This is a genomic window from Chromobacterium paludis (assembly GCF_008275125.1).
In the GTDB taxonomy this organism is placed as follows: Bacteria; Pseudomonadota; Gammaproteobacteria; order Burkholderiales; family Chromobacteriaceae; genus Chromobacterium; species Chromobacterium paludis.
Window position 1 is genome coordinate 771,492 of sequence record NZ_CP043473.1, and the last position, 16,994, is coordinate 788,485.

General features: G+C 67.3%; 13 protein-coding genes. 9 read left to right on the forward strand and 4 right to left on the reverse strand.

The genetic code is table 11. The features are described from left to right. Positions 1 to 36 precede the first annotated feature (36 nt). Positions 37 to 1,452, forward strand: a complete 1,416-nt coding sequence (locus tag FYK34_RS03495) for a sodium:proton antiporter (protein WP_149295073.1) — start codon at positions 37 to 39, stop codon at positions 1,450 to 1,452. 71 nt (positions 1,453 to 1,523) lie between these two features. On the opposite strand, the gene FYK34_RS03500 is transcribed toward FYK34_RS03495, so the two are convergent. The 3 genes from FYK34_RS03500 to FYK34_RS03510 form a co-directional block, all read right to left on the reverse strand. Continuing rightward, positions 1,524 to 3,332 (reverse strand): carbon starvation CstA family protein, encoded by a 1,809-nt coding sequence (locus FYK34_RS03500; protein ID WP_149295074.1) that lies wholly within the window; start codon positions 3,330 to 3,332, stop codon positions 1,524 to 1,526. Positions 3,333 to 3,462: 130 nt separating this feature from the next. Next, positions 3,463 to 4,182, reverse strand: a complete 720-nt coding sequence (gene btsR / locus FYK34_RS03505) for a two-component system response regulator BtsR (RefSeq protein WP_149295075.1) — start codon at positions 4,180 to 4,182, stop codon at positions 3,463 to 3,465. Next, positions 4,176 to 5,876: a sensor histidine kinase gene (locus FYK34_RS03510; RefSeq protein ID WP_149295076.1), complete on the reverse strand. Its 1,701-nt coding sequence runs from the start codon at positions 5,874 to 5,876 to the stop codon at positions 4,176 to 4,178. Before FYK34_RS03510 ends, btsR begins: the two co-directional genes overlap by 7 nt. A gap of 208 nt (positions 5,877 to 6,084) precedes the next feature. On the opposite strand from FYK34_RS03510, the gene mpl reads away from it, so the two are divergent. Further along, on the forward strand, positions 6,085 to 7,455 hold the full coding sequence (gene mpl / locus FYK34_RS03515) for a UDP-N-acetylmuramate:L-alanyl-gamma-D-glutamyl-meso-diaminopimelate ligase (protein WP_149295077.1): 1,371 nt from the start codon (positions 6,085 to 6,087) through the stop codon (positions 7,453 to 7,455). 233 nt (positions 7,456 to 7,688) lie between these two features. On the opposite strand, the gene FYK34_RS03520 is transcribed toward mpl, so the two are convergent. Next, positions 7,689 to 8,624, reverse strand: coding sequence for a sensor domain-containing diguanylate cyclase (locus FYK34_RS03520; RefSeq protein WP_149295078.1), 936 nt, complete (start codon positions 8,622 to 8,624; stop codon positions 7,689 to 7,691). A gap of 497 nt (positions 8,625 to 9,121) precedes the next feature. Here FYK34_RS03520 and FYK34_RS03525 point away from each other — a divergent pair, with 497 nt between their 5' ends. The 7 genes from FYK34_RS03525 to FYK34_RS03555 all read left to right on the forward strand — a co-directional run bounded on the left by FYK34_RS03525 (position 9,122) and on the right by FYK34_RS03555 (position 16,895). After that, positions 9,122 to 10,441 (forward strand): sodium-dependent transporter, encoded by a 1,320-nt coding sequence (locus FYK34_RS03525; protein WP_149295079.1) that lies wholly within the window; start codon positions 9,122 to 9,124, stop codon positions 10,439 to 10,441. An 82-nt stretch (positions 10,442 to 10,523) separates the two neighbouring features. After that, a complete protein-coding gene (locus FYK34_RS03530; RefSeq protein WP_149295080.1) occupies positions 10,524 to 11,225 on the forward strand; it encodes a substrate-binding periplasmic protein in 702 nt (233 codons plus the stop codon). Between the two features lie 60 nt (positions 11,226 to 11,285). Next, positions 11,286 to 12,530 (forward strand): DUF1615 domain-containing protein, encoded by a 1,245-nt coding sequence (locus FYK34_RS03535; RefSeq protein ID WP_149295081.1) that lies wholly within the window; start codon positions 11,286 to 11,288, stop codon positions 12,528 to 12,530. Between the two features lie 140 nt (positions 12,531 to 12,670). Next, positions 12,671 to 13,123, forward strand: a complete 453-nt coding sequence (locus FYK34_RS03540; RefSeq protein WP_149295082.1) for a (2Fe-2S)-binding protein — start codon at positions 12,671 to 12,673, stop codon at positions 13,121 to 13,123. 10 nt (positions 13,124 to 13,133) lie between these two features. Then, on the forward strand, positions 13,134 to 15,311 hold the full coding sequence (locus FYK34_RS03545; RefSeq protein ID WP_149295083.1) for a xanthine dehydrogenase family protein molybdopterin-binding subunit: 2,178 nt from the start codon (positions 13,134 to 13,136) through the stop codon (positions 15,309 to 15,311). Positions 15,312 to 15,318: 7 nt separating this feature from the next. After that, on the forward strand, positions 15,319 to 16,305 hold the full coding sequence (locus FYK34_RS03550) for an XdhC family protein (protein ID WP_149295084.1): 987 nt from the start codon (positions 15,319 to 15,321) through the stop codon (positions 16,303 to 16,305). Then, a complete protein-coding gene (locus FYK34_RS03555) occupies positions 16,302 to 16,895 on the forward strand; it encodes a nucleotidyltransferase family protein (protein WP_149295085.1) in 594 nt (197 codons plus the stop codon). Before FYK34_RS03550 ends, FYK34_RS03555 begins: the two co-directional genes overlap by 4 nt. The last annotated feature ends 99 nt before the right edge of the window (positions 16,896 to 16,994 follow it).

Consider the following 16,994-nt stretch of genomic DNA (forward strand, 5'->3'; position numbering starts at 1 on the left):
GTTTTTATTTACGGGCTTTGCCCGCGGGAAGGACTGATGAAAAACAAACTGCTGACTCTGGCGGGCGCCATGCTGTTACCCGCCGTCGCCCAGGCTGCGGACATGGACGGTGCCACGCTGAGCCTGGGCTGGGCCGCGCCGTTCGCCGGCATCCTGCTGTCCATCGCTTTGTTCCCTATTCTGGCGCCAGGCATCTGGCACCATCATTTCGGCAAGATCACCGCGGGCTGGACCGCGCTGTTCCTGCTGCCTTTCGCCGCCGCTTTCGGCCTGGGCCAGACCGGCGAATTGGTGCTGCACGCGCTGTTCACTGAATACATCCCCTTCATCGCGCTGCTGTTCGCGCTGTACACCGTGTCCGGCGGCATTCTGGTGTGGGGCTCGCTGCATGGCTCGCCCAAGCTGAATACCGGCATCCTGGCGATAGGCACGCTGCTGGCGTCCATCATGGGCACCACCGGCGCGGCCATGCTGCTGATCCGTCCGCTGTTGAAGGCCAACGAAGGCCGCCAGCGCAATGTGCACGTGGTGGTGTTCTTCATCTTCCTGGTGGCCAATGTCGGCGGCGGCCTGACCCCGCTGGGCGATCCGCCGCTGTTCCTGGGCTTCCTCAAGGGCGTGACCTTCGGCTGGACCTTCCAGCACATGCTGGCCCCGGTGGCGCTGCTGTCCGCCATGCTGCTGGCCATTTTCTACTTCCTGGACCGCCACCTGTACGCCAAGGAAGCGCAGGAGGGCACGCTGAAGCCGGTGGACCGCAGCCATGATAAGCCGCTCAAATTGTACGGCAAACGCAATTTCTGGCTGCTGGCCGGCGTGGTGGGCGCGGTGCTGATGTCCGGCCTATGGAAGCCGGGCATCGAGATCCATCTGCCCGGCGCCCATCTGGAGCTGCAAAACCTGCTGCGCGACGCCATCCTGATCCTGCTGGCCTTCGCCTCGCTGTGGATCACGCCCAAGCAAGTGCGCGCCGGCAACGAGTTCAACTGGCTGCCCATCCTGGAAGTGGGCAAGCTGTTCGCCGGCATCTTCCTCACCATCGCCCCGGTGATCGCCATCCTGCGCGCCGGCGAGCATGGCGCGCTGGCCGGCCTGGTGCAGGCCGTGTCCGGTCCGGACGGCAAGCCGCTGGACGGCATGTATTTCTGGATGACCGGCATCCTGTCCAGCTTCCTGGACAATGCGCCGACCTATCTGGTGTTTTTCAATCTGGCCGACGGCAACGCGGTTCAGCTGATGGGCCCGCTGGCCAGCACCTTGCTCGCCATCTCCATGGGCGCGGTGTTCATGGGGGCGATGACCTATATCGGCAACGCGCCCAACTTCATGGTCAAGGCCATCGCCGAGCACCGCCATGTCAAGATGCCGGGCTTCTTCGGCTATATGCTGTGGTCCGGCGCCATTCTGCTGCCTTGCTTCGTATTGATGACCCTGGTGTTTTTCCACTTCTGAGGTCGGCAGCGTTCGCCGCAAAAAAAAGCCCATCGCGCATGCGATGGGCTTTTTTGCGTCTGGCGCGGGGGTCAGGCTTCTGACGCGGCCGGCTTCAGCGCGGCTTGCGGCGTCGGGCGGCTCAATAGCGCCATCCAGCGGCGGCAGGCGGAGATCAGGATCACCAGGCCCAGGGCCAGCATCACGATGGAGATGCCGGCGTTGAACAGGTTGTAGCCCTTGGCGGCCGGGTTCAGGTACACGTTTTTGACCATCCAGTAGCCGGCGTAGTTGACGGTGACGTACAGGTAGGCCAGCGGCACCAGGCAGGTCAGCATGTAGCTGCGATTGTGCGATAGCCGCAGGATGATGGTGGCGCCGATGATCAGGCCGATGGAGGCCATCAACTGGTTGGACACGCCGAACAGCGCCCACACCGAGTTGATGTCGCCGGAGTTCAGCAGATAGCCCCACATCGCGCAGGCTATGATGGACGCGCCGATGGCGCCGGGCATCCAATCGGTGCGTTTCAGCGGTGCCCACAGATCGCCGACGAAGTCCTGGATCAGGTAACGGGCGACGCGGGTGCCGGAGTCGATGGCGGTGAGGATGAACACGGCCTCGAACATCACCATGAACTGGAAGAAGTAGGACGCCAGATGGCTGAACCACGGGATGCGGGTGAAGATGTCCGCCATGCCCACCGCCAGGGTCACCGCGCCGCCGGTGCGGCCGTACAGGTCCAGGCCGATTTCCTCGGACAGCTTGGGCAGATTCACCACGTCCATGCCCAGGGTGTGGAACACGGCCGGCGCGGAGTTGATGGCGAAGTAGTCCGCCGGATGCAAGGCGGTGGCGGCGATCAAGGCCATCACGCCCACCACGCATTCGGCCAGCATGGCGCCGAAGCCCACCGGCAGGATGTCGCTCCACTTGTCGATCTGTTTGGGCGTGGTGCCGGAGCCGATGAAGGCGTGGAAGCCGGAGATCGCGCCGCAGGCGATGGTGATGGAGATGAAGGGCCATACCGGGCCGGACAGCACCGGGCCGCCGCCGTGGATGAACTGGGTCACGGCCGGGAACTGGATCTGCGGGTTGATGAACACCACGCCGACCACCAAGAGGCCGAACACGCCGATCTTCATGAAGCTGGACAGGCAGGCGCGCGGGGTCAGCAGCATCCACACCGGCAGCGTGGTGGCGAAGAAGGCGTAGATGGGCAGCAGCAGCGACACGGTGGACGCCTTCAGCGACAGCCATTCGCCCAGCGCGGTGTGCTGGATGTAGGGGCCGGCGAACACGCAGGCCATGATGGCGGCGATGCCGACGTAGCTGGCGTTCTTCATGCTGCCGGTCACGCGCTCCCACAGGCCCACGGCTATGGCGATGGGGATGGTCATGAACACGGCGAAGGCGCCCCACGGGTTGCGTTCCAGCGCATGCACCACCACCATGGACAGGCCGGCCATGGTGATGGTGATGATGAACAGCATGGCCAGGCCGGTACACCAGCCGGCCAGCGGGCCGAGCTCGGCCTTGGCCACTTCCGACAGCGACTTGCCGTGGTGTTTCATCGAGGCGAACAGCACCACGGTGTCGTGCACCGCGCCGCCGACCACACAGCCTATCAGCAGCCAGACCATGCTGGGCAGGTAGCCGTACTGGGCGGCCAGCACCGGGCCCACCAAGGGGCCTGCGGCGGCGATGGCGGCGAAGTGGCCGCCGAAGGCCACCCACTTGCTGGTGGGCACGTAGTCCTTGCCGTCTTTCAATTCATGAGAAGGGGTGACAGCGCTGTCGTCGACGCCCAGCACCTTGCGCGTGAAGAACACCCCGTACAGGCGGTAGCAGATCGCAAGGACACACAGGCTGCCGATCACAAAAGTCAATGCGTGATCCATGATGATGGCTCCGGTGAAATCGTGGCTTCACCTTACGCCTTTAAAGAGGAGGGCTGGCGCGCCGGCTGCGCCAGCGGCAGCCTGGCGGCGCGAGCGGCGGGAAAGCGGGGGCGAGCGGCGGCGGCGCCGTTCAGGCGGGAATCCCCAGCGCCTCTTTCAGTGGCTTGAGGAAGCGCCGGCTGACCGGCAGGCTGCGGCCGCCCAGGGTCACGATATCGGCCGCGCCGTTGTCGCCGAGGCGGATTTCGCGGATGGCGCGCAGATTGACCAGGTGCTGGCGATGGCAGCGGAACAGGCCGCTGCGTTCTTCGAAGGTGCGCAGCGTCAGCTCGGTGAAGTGCTCGCGCCCATCGCTGGCCTGCACGAATACGCCGCTGACGCGCGAGGAGACGAACTCCACCTCGGCCAGCGGCAGCAGCGCGATGCGGTTGACGCCGTGGCAGGGCACCACTTCCAGCGGGGCCAGCGCCTGGGCGGGCAGCGGCTGCGGCGAAGCGTCGCGGCGCAGCCGCTCCAGCGTTTTGGCCAGGCGCTGCGGGTCCACCGGCTTGAGCAGGTAGTCGAAGGCGTGTTCCTCGAAGGCCTGGATGGCGTAGTCGTCGAAGGCGGTGACGAACACCACGCGCGGCATCTTGTCAGGGTCCAGCATGGCCAGCATTTCCAGGCCGCTGACGCGCGGCATCTGGATGTCCAGGAACACCACGTCCGGTTGCTGGCGGTGGATGAAGGAAATGGCTTCGATGGCGTTGCCGCATTCGCCGACGATGTCGAAGCCGGCGTGGCTGGCCAGTTGCTGGCGCAATTCGTCGCGGGCCAGCGGCTCGTCGTCCACCAGCAGGGTTTTCAGCATGAAGGTTCTCCATTGGCGGGGCAGGGCACGCTGAGCGTGACGCGGGTGTAGGACTCGGGCTCGCATTGCACCGACACGCCGTAGTCTTCGCCGTGGCGGGCGCGGATGCGGCGGTCCACCAGCGACATGCCCAGTCCGTCGCCGGGGCCGGATGGCGCGTAGAGGCCGGCGTTGTCCTCCACCGTCACCTGCAGCGCGCCGTCGCGGCATCGCGCGCCGATGCGGATGCGGCCGCTTTCCAGCAGCTGCGAGGTGCCGTGCTTGATCGCGTTCTCGACGATGGGCTGCAGCGAGAACGCCGGCAGCCGCACCTGGCGCGCGGCCTCGTCCAGCGCGATCTCCACGTCCAGCCGGCCGGCGAAGCGGGCCTCCTCGATGCGCAGATAGGCGCTGACGTGTTCGATTTCTTCCTCCAGCGTCGCCACTTCGCTGGAGCGTTTCAGGTTCTTGCGGAAGAAAGTGGACAGGTATTGCACCAGCTGGCGGGCGTGTTCGGGATCGCGCCGGATCACCGCCGACAGCGTGTTCAGCGCGTTGAACAGAAAGTGCGGATTCACCTGGGCGTGCAGCAGCTTGATCTCGGTTTGCGCCAGCAGCTGCTTTTGTCTGTCGTACTGGCCTTGCAGAATCTGGCTGGACAGCAGCCGCGCGATGCCCTGGCCCAGCGTCAGGTTGATGCGGGAAAACAGCTTGTTGCGCGGCTCGTACAGCTTGATGGTGCCGATCACGCGTGCGTCCTCGCCGCGCAGCGGAATCACCAGCGAGGACGCCAGCCGGCAGCCGGGGTGGATGGAGCAGCGGTACGGCGTTTCGTTGCCGTCGGCGTAGACCACCTCGTTGCGCTCGATCGCGCGGTGGGTATGCGGCGAGGTGATGGGCGTGCCGGGCAGGTGGTGGTCCGATCCGATGCCGATGAAGGCCAGCAGCCGCTCGCGGTCGGTGATGGCCACCGCGCCCACGCCCAGCTCCTCGTACAGGATGCGCGCCACCGTCAGGCTGTTTTCCGGATCGAAGCCCTGGCGCAGCACGCCTTCGGCGCGGGCGGCGATCTGCAGCGCCTTGCCGGAGAAGGCGGTGGAGTATTTTTCCGCCAGCACCCGGCGGTCCAGCAGGATGCGCATGAACATCGCCGCGCCCAGCGTGTTGGCCACCATCATCGGCAGCGCGATGCTGGCCACCAGCTGCTGCGCCGCGTGGAAGGGGCGCACCAGCGCCAGCAGGATCAGCATCTGGCCCACCTCGGCGGCGCAGGCCACCGCCGCCACCGCCAGCGGGTCGAACAGCCGCGCGCGCTGGCCGCGCCGCACCAGCCACAGGTGGACCAGGCCGCCCAGCAAGCCCTCCATCATCGTCGACACCATGCAGGCGCCGGCGGTGATGCCGCCCAGCGAATAGCGGTGCAGGCCGCCGGTGAAGCCCACCGCCAGCCCTACCCAGGGGCCGCCCAGCATGCCGCCCAGCACCGCGCCGATGGCGCGGGTATTGGCGATGGAGTCCTGGATGTGGAGCCCGAAATAGGTGCCCATGATGCAAAACATCGAGAACACCAGGTAGCAGACCAGCTTGTGCGGCAGCTGCAGCGTGACCTGGGTCAGCGGGATGAATAGCGGCGTCTTGGACAGCAGATAGGCGATCACCAGATAGACGCACATCTGTTGCAACAGCGACAGCACCAGGGTCAGTTCGACAAGCATGGGCGGGGGGCTTGGTTAGGATGCGAACAGTTTAGCGGGCGCCTGCTCGCGGCAACCTTGTCCTGGCGCAAGAGTGGACGGTTGCGTCCGGCGCGACGCGGCGATTCCCGTCATGCGCGGGCCTGAGGCCGCCGCCCCGCGGCGTCGCCGGGCGGCCGGCTTTCCGGTATCCTTGCGGTTTCGTTGTTTTCAGCTGCGTTGAACCGATATGCACATCCACATCCTGGGTATTTGCGGTACCTTCATGGGCGGCATCGCCGCCATCGCCAAACAGGCCGGCCACAAGGTGACCGGCTGCGACGCCAACGTCTATCCGCCGATGAGCACCCAGCTGGAGGCGATGGGCATCGCGCTGACCCAGGGCTTCGGCGCGGAGCAGACGGCGCTGAATCCGGACGTGTACGTGATCGGCAACGTGGTGACGCGCGGCAAGCCCTTGATGGAGGAAATCCTCAACCGCGGCCTGCCGTATATTTCCGGCCCGCAGTGGCTGGCGGAGAACGTGCTGCGCGATAAATGGGTGCTGGCGGTGGCCGGGACCCACGGCAAGACCACCACCAGCTCGATGTTGGCGTGGATACTGGAAGACGCCGGCCTGGCGCCGGGCTTTTTGATCGGCGGCATTCCAGAGAATTTCGGCGTGTCGGCGCGGCTGCCGGGCAAACCGGCGCTGGACCCGGCCAGCGACAGCCCCTTCTTCGTGATCGAGGCCGACGAATACGACACCGCCTTCTTCGACAAGCGCTCCAAATTCGTCCACTACCGGCCGCGCACCGCCATTCTCAATAATCTGGAATTCGACCACGCCGACATCTTCGCCGACCTGGCCGCCATCGAAACCCAGTTCCATCATCTGGTGCGCACCATTCCCGGCAACGGCCGCATCGTCAGCAACGGCCGCGAAGCCAATCTGGACCGCGTGCTGGCGCGCGGCTGCTGGACGCCGGTGGAGCGTTTCGGCGCGGACGCGGGCTGGCAGCTGGGCGCGCTGCACGAGGACGGCGGCTTCGACGTGTTGCTGGAAGGCAAGCCGCAAGGCACCGTGCACTGGAGCCTGATGGGCGAGCACAACCGGCTGAACGCCGTGGCCGCCATCGCCGCCGCCCGCCACGCCGGCGTGGCGGTGAAGGATGCGATAGACGCGCTGTCCCGCTTCGCCAACGTCAAGCGCCGCATGGAAGTGAAGGGCGTGGCGAACGGCGTCACCGTCTACGACGACTTCGCCCACCACCCGACGGCCATCGCCACTACCCTGGAGGGCCTGCGCCGCAAAGTGGGATCGGCGCGCATCCTGGCGGTGCTGGAGCCGCGCTCCAACACCATGAAGCTGGGCACCATGAAGGACGCGCTGCCCGGCTCGCTGGCATTGGCCGACCAGGTGTTCTGCTCGGCTGCCGGTCTCAACTGGAACCCGGCCGAGGCGCTGGAACCCATGGGCGGCAAGGCGCAAACCTTCACGGACTTTGACGCGCTGGTCGACGCCATCGCGGCCGAAGCCCGGCCGGGCGACCATGTGCTGGTGATGAGCAACGGCGGCTTCAACGGCATCCATCAGAAGCTGCTGGACCGGCTGGCTTGATGGGAGAGTCCGCGCCGCCGGCGCCGCTGCCTGGTGATGGCGGCAGACTGGCAGGCGGGTGCCACCTGTTGGACCGCCCAGGCAAGCTGGCGCAGCTGCACGCCTATCTCGATGCCGGATTGGGCGCCTAGTCCAAGCTGCCGTAGGCGGTCATGTCGCGCTGCGCCTGGCGCCAAACACCAACGCCGATGGCTCTCATCGGCGTTTTGCATGCGTCGGGCCGCGCGCTGGCGTCAGGGCAGCCGGACCACGTAGTTGGCGCCGCCTTCGCGCGCCTTGAATAGCGCGATTTCCAGCCGCTCCAGCATGGCCTTGGGGCCGGTCTCGTCTGGGCGCAGGGTGCTGAGGCCGACGCAGGCTTCGGCCTGGTGCTCGCTTCCCTGATAGAGAAAAGTCAGTTGGCGCAGCGAAGTGATCAGCCGGCGGGCCAGTTCGCTGGCGCCGGCCATGTCGGTGCTGGGCAGCAAGATGAGGAAGGCGTTGTCGCCGCGACGCGCCACCAGGTCGCTGTCGCGTATGCTTTGCTGACATAGGCTGGCGGACAGGCGCAGCAGGTGGTTGTAGGCAGAGCCGTCGTCTTCCTTGGGCACCATGTCCGGCGCGTTGACCAGGGTCAGCGCCAGGATGGACAGCGCGCCGCCGTAGCGCAGCACGCGCCCGGTTTCGGCGTGGGCTGCGGACATCAGCCGGTGCATGCCGGCCACGCCGGTCAGCCTGTCCTCGTCTTCGTTCTGGCTGCCTTCTTCTTTCAGCGTTTTGACGATGTTCAGCGAGCGCTGCACCAGTTGCCGTTCGAAATCCAGCAGCTGGCCCATCACCTTGGCCTCGGTGCGGTCGGAGAAGCTGAACACCAGCATGGGGTCGTCGTTCAGCTTGACTCGCCGCACCGACAGCTGCACGTCGAAATGACGGCCGTTGACGGTGCGCAGCTGCATGCCGCGGTTGTAGATCATGCTGTGTGTGGCCAGGTCCTGGCGAATGGCGGCGGCGTCGGCCTCGTGGGGCAGGAAGTCGTACATCGAGCGGTCCATCAGCTCGTCGTGCGGGCACGCCAGCAGGATGCTGGCCAGCTGGTTGGCGGACATGATGCGGCCATCGTCCGGACTGGACAACACCAGGCAGCCCTGCACCGTGTCTATCAAGGGCTGCAATGTCTGCAAAGCGGTCATGACAGTCACCCCCGTCGCTGACAAAGACACTTGTCGCAGCGGCGCACCGGGCGCTGCCGTCGCGCACTACGTTCTTCTACTTAGTGTATTCCCTGGTCGGGATGATTTCACTGGCCAATGCGCTGTTGCCGCGCTCAAGGGCATGCTGCGTGGGTAATCTGCGGAGCCGGAATTTAAACAGTAGCTAGCATTCGCAATCATTGTTACATTTTGTATCCTGGATCCCTTGCGAGGACCGCTTCGCGCCACCACCCCCGGCGCGGCGGTTGCGCCGCCCACCCGGCGGCTCCCTCTGCCAGAGCCGCGTGGTTGCTCCCCGGCTGACGGCTTCATCAGCCGCTGCCGGCGCGGCGAGTGTCCATCCCCTTTGCGGCAGCTGCTGGCCGCCGTGAAGCCCCTGCCGTTTGCCTGGCGCGGACGGCTGCCGCGTTTGCGCAGTACCGGGCCGGCGCGGCCTTGCACCTTCAACAAGATCAATACGACAAAGAAGACTAGCTATGACTCGATCTCAATGGGGCTCCCGCCTCGGTTTCATCCTGGCCGCGGCCGGCTCGGCCATCGGGCTGGGCGCCATCTGGAAGTTCCCTTATGTGGCCGCCACCAATGGCGGCGGCGCGTTTCTATTCGTCTACCTGGGCATCTGCCTGACCCTGGGTCTGGCGCTGATGCTGTCGGAAATGGCCTTGGGACGGGCCGCCAACGCCGGCGCGGTGGGCGCTTTCCGCAAGCTGGCCGGCGGCTTCTGGCCCATCATCGGCTATATGGGCGTGCTGGTGTGTTTCTTGATTCTGTCCTTTTACAGCGTGGTGGGCGGCTGGACCATCGCCTACATCGGCAAGTCGCTGGACGGCAGCATACTCACCTCGGACGCAAAGGCGCTGGGCGCCATCTTCGGCGGCTTCATCAGCCATCCGTCCCTGCCGCTGCTGTACCACGGCGTGTTTGCCTTGCTGACGCTGGCCGTGGTGGCGGGCGGCGTGCAAAAAGGCATTGAGGCCTTGTCCAAATTCCTGATGCCGGCCTTGTTCGCGCTGATGCTGCTGTTGATCGCGCGCGGGCTGACCCTGCCGGGCGCGCTGGACGGCCTGGCTTATTTCGTGGCGCCGGACTTTTCCAAGCTCAGCGGCGCCATGCTGATGGACGCGCTGGGTCTGGCCTTCTTTTCCTTGTCCTTGGGCCTGGGCATCATGATCACTTACGGTTCTTATGTTGGCCGTGACTCCAATCTGGTCGGCTCGGCCTTGTGGGTGATCGTACTGACGGTGGCCACCTGCTTCCTGGCCGGTCTGATGGTGCTGCCGGCGGTGTTCGCCTTCGGTTTCGACCCGTCCGCCGGCCCCGGCCTCACCTTCATCACCATGCCGGCGGTGTTCGCTCACCTGCCGCTGGGCCAGCTGTTTGCCGTGATGTTCTTCTGCCTGCTGCTGTTGGCCGCGCTGACGTCTTCGGTTTCGCTGCTGGAGGTGGTGACCAGCTTCGCCATCGACGAGCTGGGCCTGTCGCGCCGCACGGCCGCCTGCGGCATGGCGGCCGCCACATTCCTGCTGGGGATTCCGGCCTCGCTGTCTCTGGGCGTGTGGGGCGATTTTCAGCTGTTCGGCATGAACTTCTTTGATTTGCTGGACTTCGTCACCTCCAAGCTGCTGATGCCGCTGGGCGAACTGCTGCTGGCGTTGTTCGTGGGCTGGAAGGCCTGGCCGGCGGTGCGCGATGAGCTGGCCGCGGTCTGCCCGCCGCGCGCGATGACGGCGCTGCGCGGCTTCTGCATGGCGCTGGCGCCGGCCTTGATAGGCTGGATTCTGGTAGGCGGCTTCTAAGGGCGCGCCGGATGGACCAGACGGGAGGCAGCAGCCTCCCGTTTTGCTATCGTGAAAGCTGGCCGATGCGCCGGGAGAGGGCATGACACGAATGGGGGCGTTGCTGCTGGGCATGCTGGCGCTGCCTTGCTCGGCGCAGGCGTTGCGCATGCTGCTGGTGCCGGTGCCCGGCGTCATGGAGCCGGCGCCGGGCGACGAGGGGTCGAAAGGCGACGCCATCGCGCTGATGCGCGAAATATCGCGCCGCGCCGGCATCCCATTCCATTTCGAGTTCTACCCTCAGGCGCGCGCCATGCTGATGGTGCAGGAGGAGGCAGACACCTGCATGCCCGTCGCGCAGCTGCCGGACTTGCGTCCCATGTTCAAGTGGAGCCAATCCATCCTGCCCATCCAGATTGTGCTGGTGGCCCGGCATGACGATGACCGGCATTGGCAGGACCTGGCGCAGGCCCGGAAACTGCGAGTGGGCGCCATGCGCGGCAGCATGGTGGCATTCAGAATGAAGCAACTGGGTTTTGCGCTGGATGAAAGCACCGATTACCCGACCGGACTGCGCAAGCTGCAGCTGGGACGGCTGGACCTGTTGGCCATGCTGGACGTCGGCCTGGAGTCGGCGGTCGAGCGGCTGGCGCTGCCCAAGCCGCGGGTGGCCCTGGTGGTGGAACGCAGCGACGTCGCCTTCGCCTGCAACCGGCAGACTGAGGACGACATCCTGGCCAGGCTCAACTTGGCTATCGACGCCATGCAGCAGGACGGCAGCTTCCAGAAATTCCCGCTGCGTTGACGGCGGGCATGCCCTGAGCCCGCGCTCTGGGCTACACTCTGGTTTTTGCCTGTTTGCGAGATGCCGTTGAAAGCCCGTCTGACCCTGTTGGCCGGCAGTCTGCTGCTTGCCGCCTGCGCCACGCCGCCCCAAGCCCCCATTGCTTCCGCTCCCGTCGCCGCGCCCGTCGAGCCGGCCTCGGCCCCCGCCGCGGAAACGCCGCCCGCGCCGCCGGCCTCCGCGCCGGTAGCCGCGCCCATTCCGCCGCGTCCGGTGGCCAAGCCAGTGCAGCCGCCGGCCGTGATCGCCGAGAGCGAGGGCAGGGCGCTGCTGGAGCGTCTGTTGCCGCCAGGCATCCCGGACCGCAAGGGTTGGCGCGACAACATCATGGGCGCGTTCAGCCATCTGAAGATTCCGTACACGCCGCAGTATTTCTGCGCCGTGCTGGCGGTGGCGGAGCAGGAGTCTGGCTTCAGCCCGGACCCGGTGGTGCCTAATCTGTCCAAGATCGTCTGGGGCGAGATCGAGCAGCGCCGCCAAAAGTATCTGATTCCGCAATTCGTGGTGGACGCGGCGATGAGCAAGAAATCGCCCGACGGCCGCACCTTCAAGCAACGCGTGGACGCCCTGCGCACCAAGCGCGAGATGAACGCGCTGTACGAGGACATGGTGCGCGAGCTGCCGTTCGGCCAGACCATCTTCGAGCACAAGAACCCGATACGCGACGGCGGGCCGATGCAGGTCAGCGTGGCTTTCGCCGAGACCCACGTCCGCGCTTGGCCATACCCGTATAGCTACACCAATCTGCGCGACGAGGTGTTCACCCTGCGCGGCAGCGTTTATTTCGGCACCGCCATCCTGCTGCAATATCCGGCGCCGTACCACGACATGGTGTACCGCTTCGCCGACTTCAACGCCGGCCGCTACGCCAGCCGCAACGCGGCCTTCCAGCTGGCGGTGTCGCGCCTGTCCGGCCGCAAGCTGGCGCTGGATGGCGACATCATGCTGTACAACAACAAGATGAACCGCGACCTGTCCGGCGAAGTCAGCGACACCCAGCGCGCGCTGCAGTCCATCGGCGGCCGCCTGGGCATGAGCGACGCCGAGATGCTGCGCGACCTGAAGCTGGAAAAGCTGTCCGGCTTCGCTCAAACGCCGCTGTATCAAAAGGTATACGCGCTGGCCGGACCCAAGGCGCCGCGCGAGATCATTCCGCAGATCGTGCTGGTCAGCCCCAAGTTCACCCACAAGCTCACCACGGAGTGGTTCGCCCGCCGGGTGGATGGCCGCTACCAGCGTTGCCTGGCGCGCGGCGGGGCCAACTAGCGCGTCTTGCCTCCCGCTCCCTGCCTTCTATAGTGATGGCAGCGGCGCCGCGGCGGGTTTCCCGCGCGGCGCCGTTTTTCATTCGGACGGCGGCTGGCATCGGCTTGCCGTCCCGCGTTTTTCGGAACGGGAGGCAAGGCATGAAGGTTTCCATCAACGGCAAGCCCGTGGCGCTGAACTCCAGCCCGGACACGCCCATCTTGTGGGCGCTGCGCGACGAGCTGGGCCTGACCGGCACCAAGTTCGGCTGCGGCGCGGCATTGTGCGGCGTCTGTACCGTGCTGAAGAACGGCCAGCCGATACGCGCCTGCGTGACGCCGATTTCCACGCTGGCGGCGGACGACGCCATCACCACGGTGGAAGGCAATGACGACAAGGTGGGACGCGCGGTCAAACAGGCCTGGCAGGCGCTGGACGTGGTGCAGTGCGGCTACTGCCAGAGCGGGCAGGTGCTGGCGGCCACGGCCCTGCTCAGCGCCAACCCGCATCCCTCAGACCAGGACATAGACCAGGCCATGAGCGGCAATCTGTGCCGCTGCGGCACCTATGTGCGCATCCGCGCGGCCATCCACGCCGCGGCCAAGCTGCTCTAGGAGACCGGCCATGACTACCGCAAGCGGAATGTCCCGCCGCGCCTTCCTCAAGGCCGGCGGCGCGATGGGCGGCGCCTTGTGCCTGGGCTTCGTGTTGAGCGAGGGCGGGCGGCGCGCCGAGGCGGCGGAGGCCAAGTCCGCCATTCCTTCGCCCAACGCCTTCGTGCGCATCGAGCGCGACGGCGGCGTCACCATCGTCAGCAATAAATCCGAGATGGGGCAGGGCATCTACACCTCGCTGGCCATGCTGATCGCCGAGGAGCTGGCCTGCGAGTGGGGTCGGGTCAAAGTGGTGTCGGCGCCGGCGGCGCCCGTCTATGTCCATACCGCCTTCCATATCCAGATCACCGGGGGCAGCACCAGCACGCTGTCCAGCTATGACCAGTACCGCAAGATAGGCGCCGCCGCGCGCGACATGCTGATATCCGCCGCCGCGCAGCGCTGGGGCGTGCCGGCGTCGCAATGCCGCGCCGAGAACGGCCGCGTGTTCAACCAGGCCAACGCCGCCAGCCTGGGCTACGGCGAGCTGACCGAGGCCGCCGCCAAGCTGCCGGTGCCGGATGCGGTGGCGCTGACGCCGCGCCATCGCTGGCGGCTGCTGGGCACGCGCGTGCACCGGCTGGACGGGCCGGAGAAGCTGGACGGCCGCGCGCAGTTTTCCCTGGATGTGCGCCTGCCCGGCATGCTGACCGCGCTGGTCAAGCGCTGCCCCGGCGGCTATGGCGGCAAGCCCAAGGGCTTCAACGCCGAAGCGGCCAAGGCCGTGCCCGGCGTCAAGGACGTGTTCGCCGTCAGCAACGGCGTGGCGGTGCTGGCCGACGGCTTCTGGCCGGCCAAGAAGGCGCGCGACTTGCTGGAGGTCGAGTGGGAGCGCGGGCCGAACGCCGGCCTGGATTCGGCCAAGCTGCGCGCGGACTACCGCGCGGCCGCCGCCCAGCCGGGCCAGGCCTACCGCAGCGAGGGCGACGCGGCGGCGGCGCTGGGCCATGCCGCCAAGAAGCTGGAAGCCTGGTACGAGGTGCCGTATCTGGCGCACGCGCCGATGGAGCCGCTCAATTGCGTGGTCTGGCTCAAGCCCGGCAGCTGCGAAATCTGGAGCGGCACCCAGTCGCAAACCATAGACGCCGGCACGGCGGCGGCGATGGCGGGGCTGAAGCCGGAGCAGGTGTCGCTGCACACCACCTTCCTGGGCGGCGGCTTCGGCCGGCGCGCGGTGCCTACGGGCGCGGACTGGCTGAAGGAGGCGATGGAAGTGGCCAGGCATCATGGCCAGGGCGCGCCGATCAAGCTGGTATGGACGCGGGACGACGATCTGGCCGGCGCCTATTACCGGCCGATGTGGCTGGACCGGGTGCGCGGCGGCATAGGCAAGGACGGCAAGCCGGTGGCCTGGCTGCAGACCGGCGTCGGCCAGTCCATCATTGCCGGCACGCCGTTCGCACCGATGATGATCAAGAACGGCATAGACGCGGTGTCGGTGGAGGGCACGGCCGACATGCCTTACGCGCTGCCGGCCGTCCAGCTGGACCTGCACACGCCGCAAAGCGCCTTGCCGGTGCTGTGGTGGCGTTCGGTGGGCCATTCGCACAGCGCTTTCGCCAAGGAAAGCTTCATCGACGAGCTGGCGCGGCTGGCCAGGCGAGACCCGGTGGCGTATCGGCTGGCCTTGCTGGACAACGCCCCGCGCGAGCAGGCCGTGCTGCGCGAGGCGGCGCGCATGGCCGGCTGGGGGCGCAAGCTGCCCAAGGGCCATGGTTTGGGCGTGGCGGTGCACAGCTCCTTCGGCTCCCACATCGCCCAGGTGGTGCAGGTGGCGGTCAAGGGCAAGGAGCTGAAGGTGGAGCAGGTGTGGTGCGCGGTGGATTGCGGCGTGGTGGTCAATCCTGACCAGGTGGCGGCGCAGATGCAGGGCGCCATCATGTTCGGCCTGTCGGCGGCCTTGTCCGGGGAGATCACCTTCAAGGACGGCGAGGTCGAGCAGAAGAACTTCGACGGCTATCCCATCGTGCGCCTATACCAGGCGCCCAAGGTGGAGGTGTCCATCCTCGCCAGCGACGAAGCGCCCGGCGGCACCGGCGAGCCGGCCGTGCCGCCGGTGGCGCCGGCCCTGGCCAACGCCATCCACGCCGCCAGCGGCAAGCGGCTGCGCGAGCTGCCGCTGAGCCGGCAGGGCTATGTCGCGGTGTGAGGCGGCGATGCGCGGCAACGACGAGGAAGTGCTGAGCCAGGCGGTGGCCTGGCTGGAAGGCGGCCGCCGCGCCGCCTTGCTGACGGTGCTGGGCACTTACGGCGCCAGCCCCCGGCCGCCGGGCGCCATGGCGCTGATCCGCGACGACGGCGCGATTTTCGGCTCGGTATCCGGCGGCTGCGTGGAGGATGACTTGCGGCGCGAGATCGCCGGCGGCGGTTTTTTCGACGATGACGGCGCGGCGCGGCTGCGCAGCTTCGGCCTGAGCGTGGAGGAGCGGCAGCGCTACCGGCTGCCCTGCGGCAACAGCCTGCGCGTGGCGGTGGAGGCGCGGCCCGACCCCGTCCAACTGGCCATCCTGTTGCAAGCGCTGCGCGAGCGGCGCGCGCTGTGGCGGCATGTGCGCTACCGCGACGGCGGGTCCCGCTTGTCCGAAGATGGCCCGGCCGGCGAGTTCGCCGAGGACGCGGACGGCTTCAGCGTCTTGCTTGGGCCGCGCTGGCGGTTGCTGATCATCGGCGGCTCGGAGCTCGGCCGCTACCTGGCGCAGATCGCGCTGACGCTGGATTACGCGGTGACGGTGTGCGAGCCGCGCGAGGAATACCGCCAGGGTTGGGACCTGCCAGGCGCGACGTTGTCGGCGGAGATGCCGGACGATCTGGTGCTGGCCTTCGGCTGCGACGCGCGGGCCGCAGTGGTGGCGGTGACGCACGACCCCAAGCTGGACGACCTGGCGCTGATGGAGGCGCTGAAGCTGCCTTGCCTGTATGTGGGCGCGCTGGGCTCCGCCGCCACCACGCTGAAGCGCAAGGCGAGGCTGGGCCAACACTTTGGCCTGACGCCGGCGCAGCTGGCGCGGCTGCATGGCCCGGTGGGGCTGGCGATAGGCTCGCGCACGCCGGCGGAGATCGCCGTTTCCATCGCTGCCGAACTGGTGGCCTGCCGCAGCGCCTTGCTGCGCGCGGAGGCCGCGCAGGCGGCCTGCCCGACATGATAGCCGGCGTGGTGCTGGCGGCCGGCGGCGGCAGCCGCTTCGGCTCGGACAAGCGCCAGGCGCGGCTGCCTGACGGCCGCAGCCTGCTGGAGGCCAGCCTGTCGGCCTTCGTCGGCCAGCTGGACGCCGTGGCGCTGGTATTGCCGCCGGACGACGCCTTCGGCCTGGCGCTGTGCGTCCGATACGGCTTGCAGCCGCTGCCCTGCGCGCTGAACCGCGCCGGCATGGGCCATTCTCTGGCCTGCGGCGCGGCCTGGGCGCTGACGCTGGCGGATTGCCGCGGCATCGTGCTGGGCCTGGGCGACATGCCGGCGGTGCGGCCGCACACGGTCAGCCAGGTAGCGGCCGCCCTGTGGCAAAACAAGCCGGTGCTGCCCTGCCATGACGGCCGGGCCGGGCATCCGCGCGGCCTTCCGTCATCCTGTCTGGCCGGCCTGCTGGACCTGAGCGGCGACGCCGGCGCGCGAGACGCAGTGGACTGGGGCCAGGCGGTGCGGCTGGCGCTGGATGATCCCGGCGTGTTGCTGGATATCGACCGGGCAGAGGATTTGCAGGTCTTGGCAAGCTGGCAGGCGGCGGCAGACCGGTAAGGCCGGGGCTGGCGATGAGCCGCGTCTCACGCCCCGCCGCGTAGACACGGACAGTCGCAGCGGCAAGGCAAGGACGCGCAAGGCGGGATCAGGTGGTAA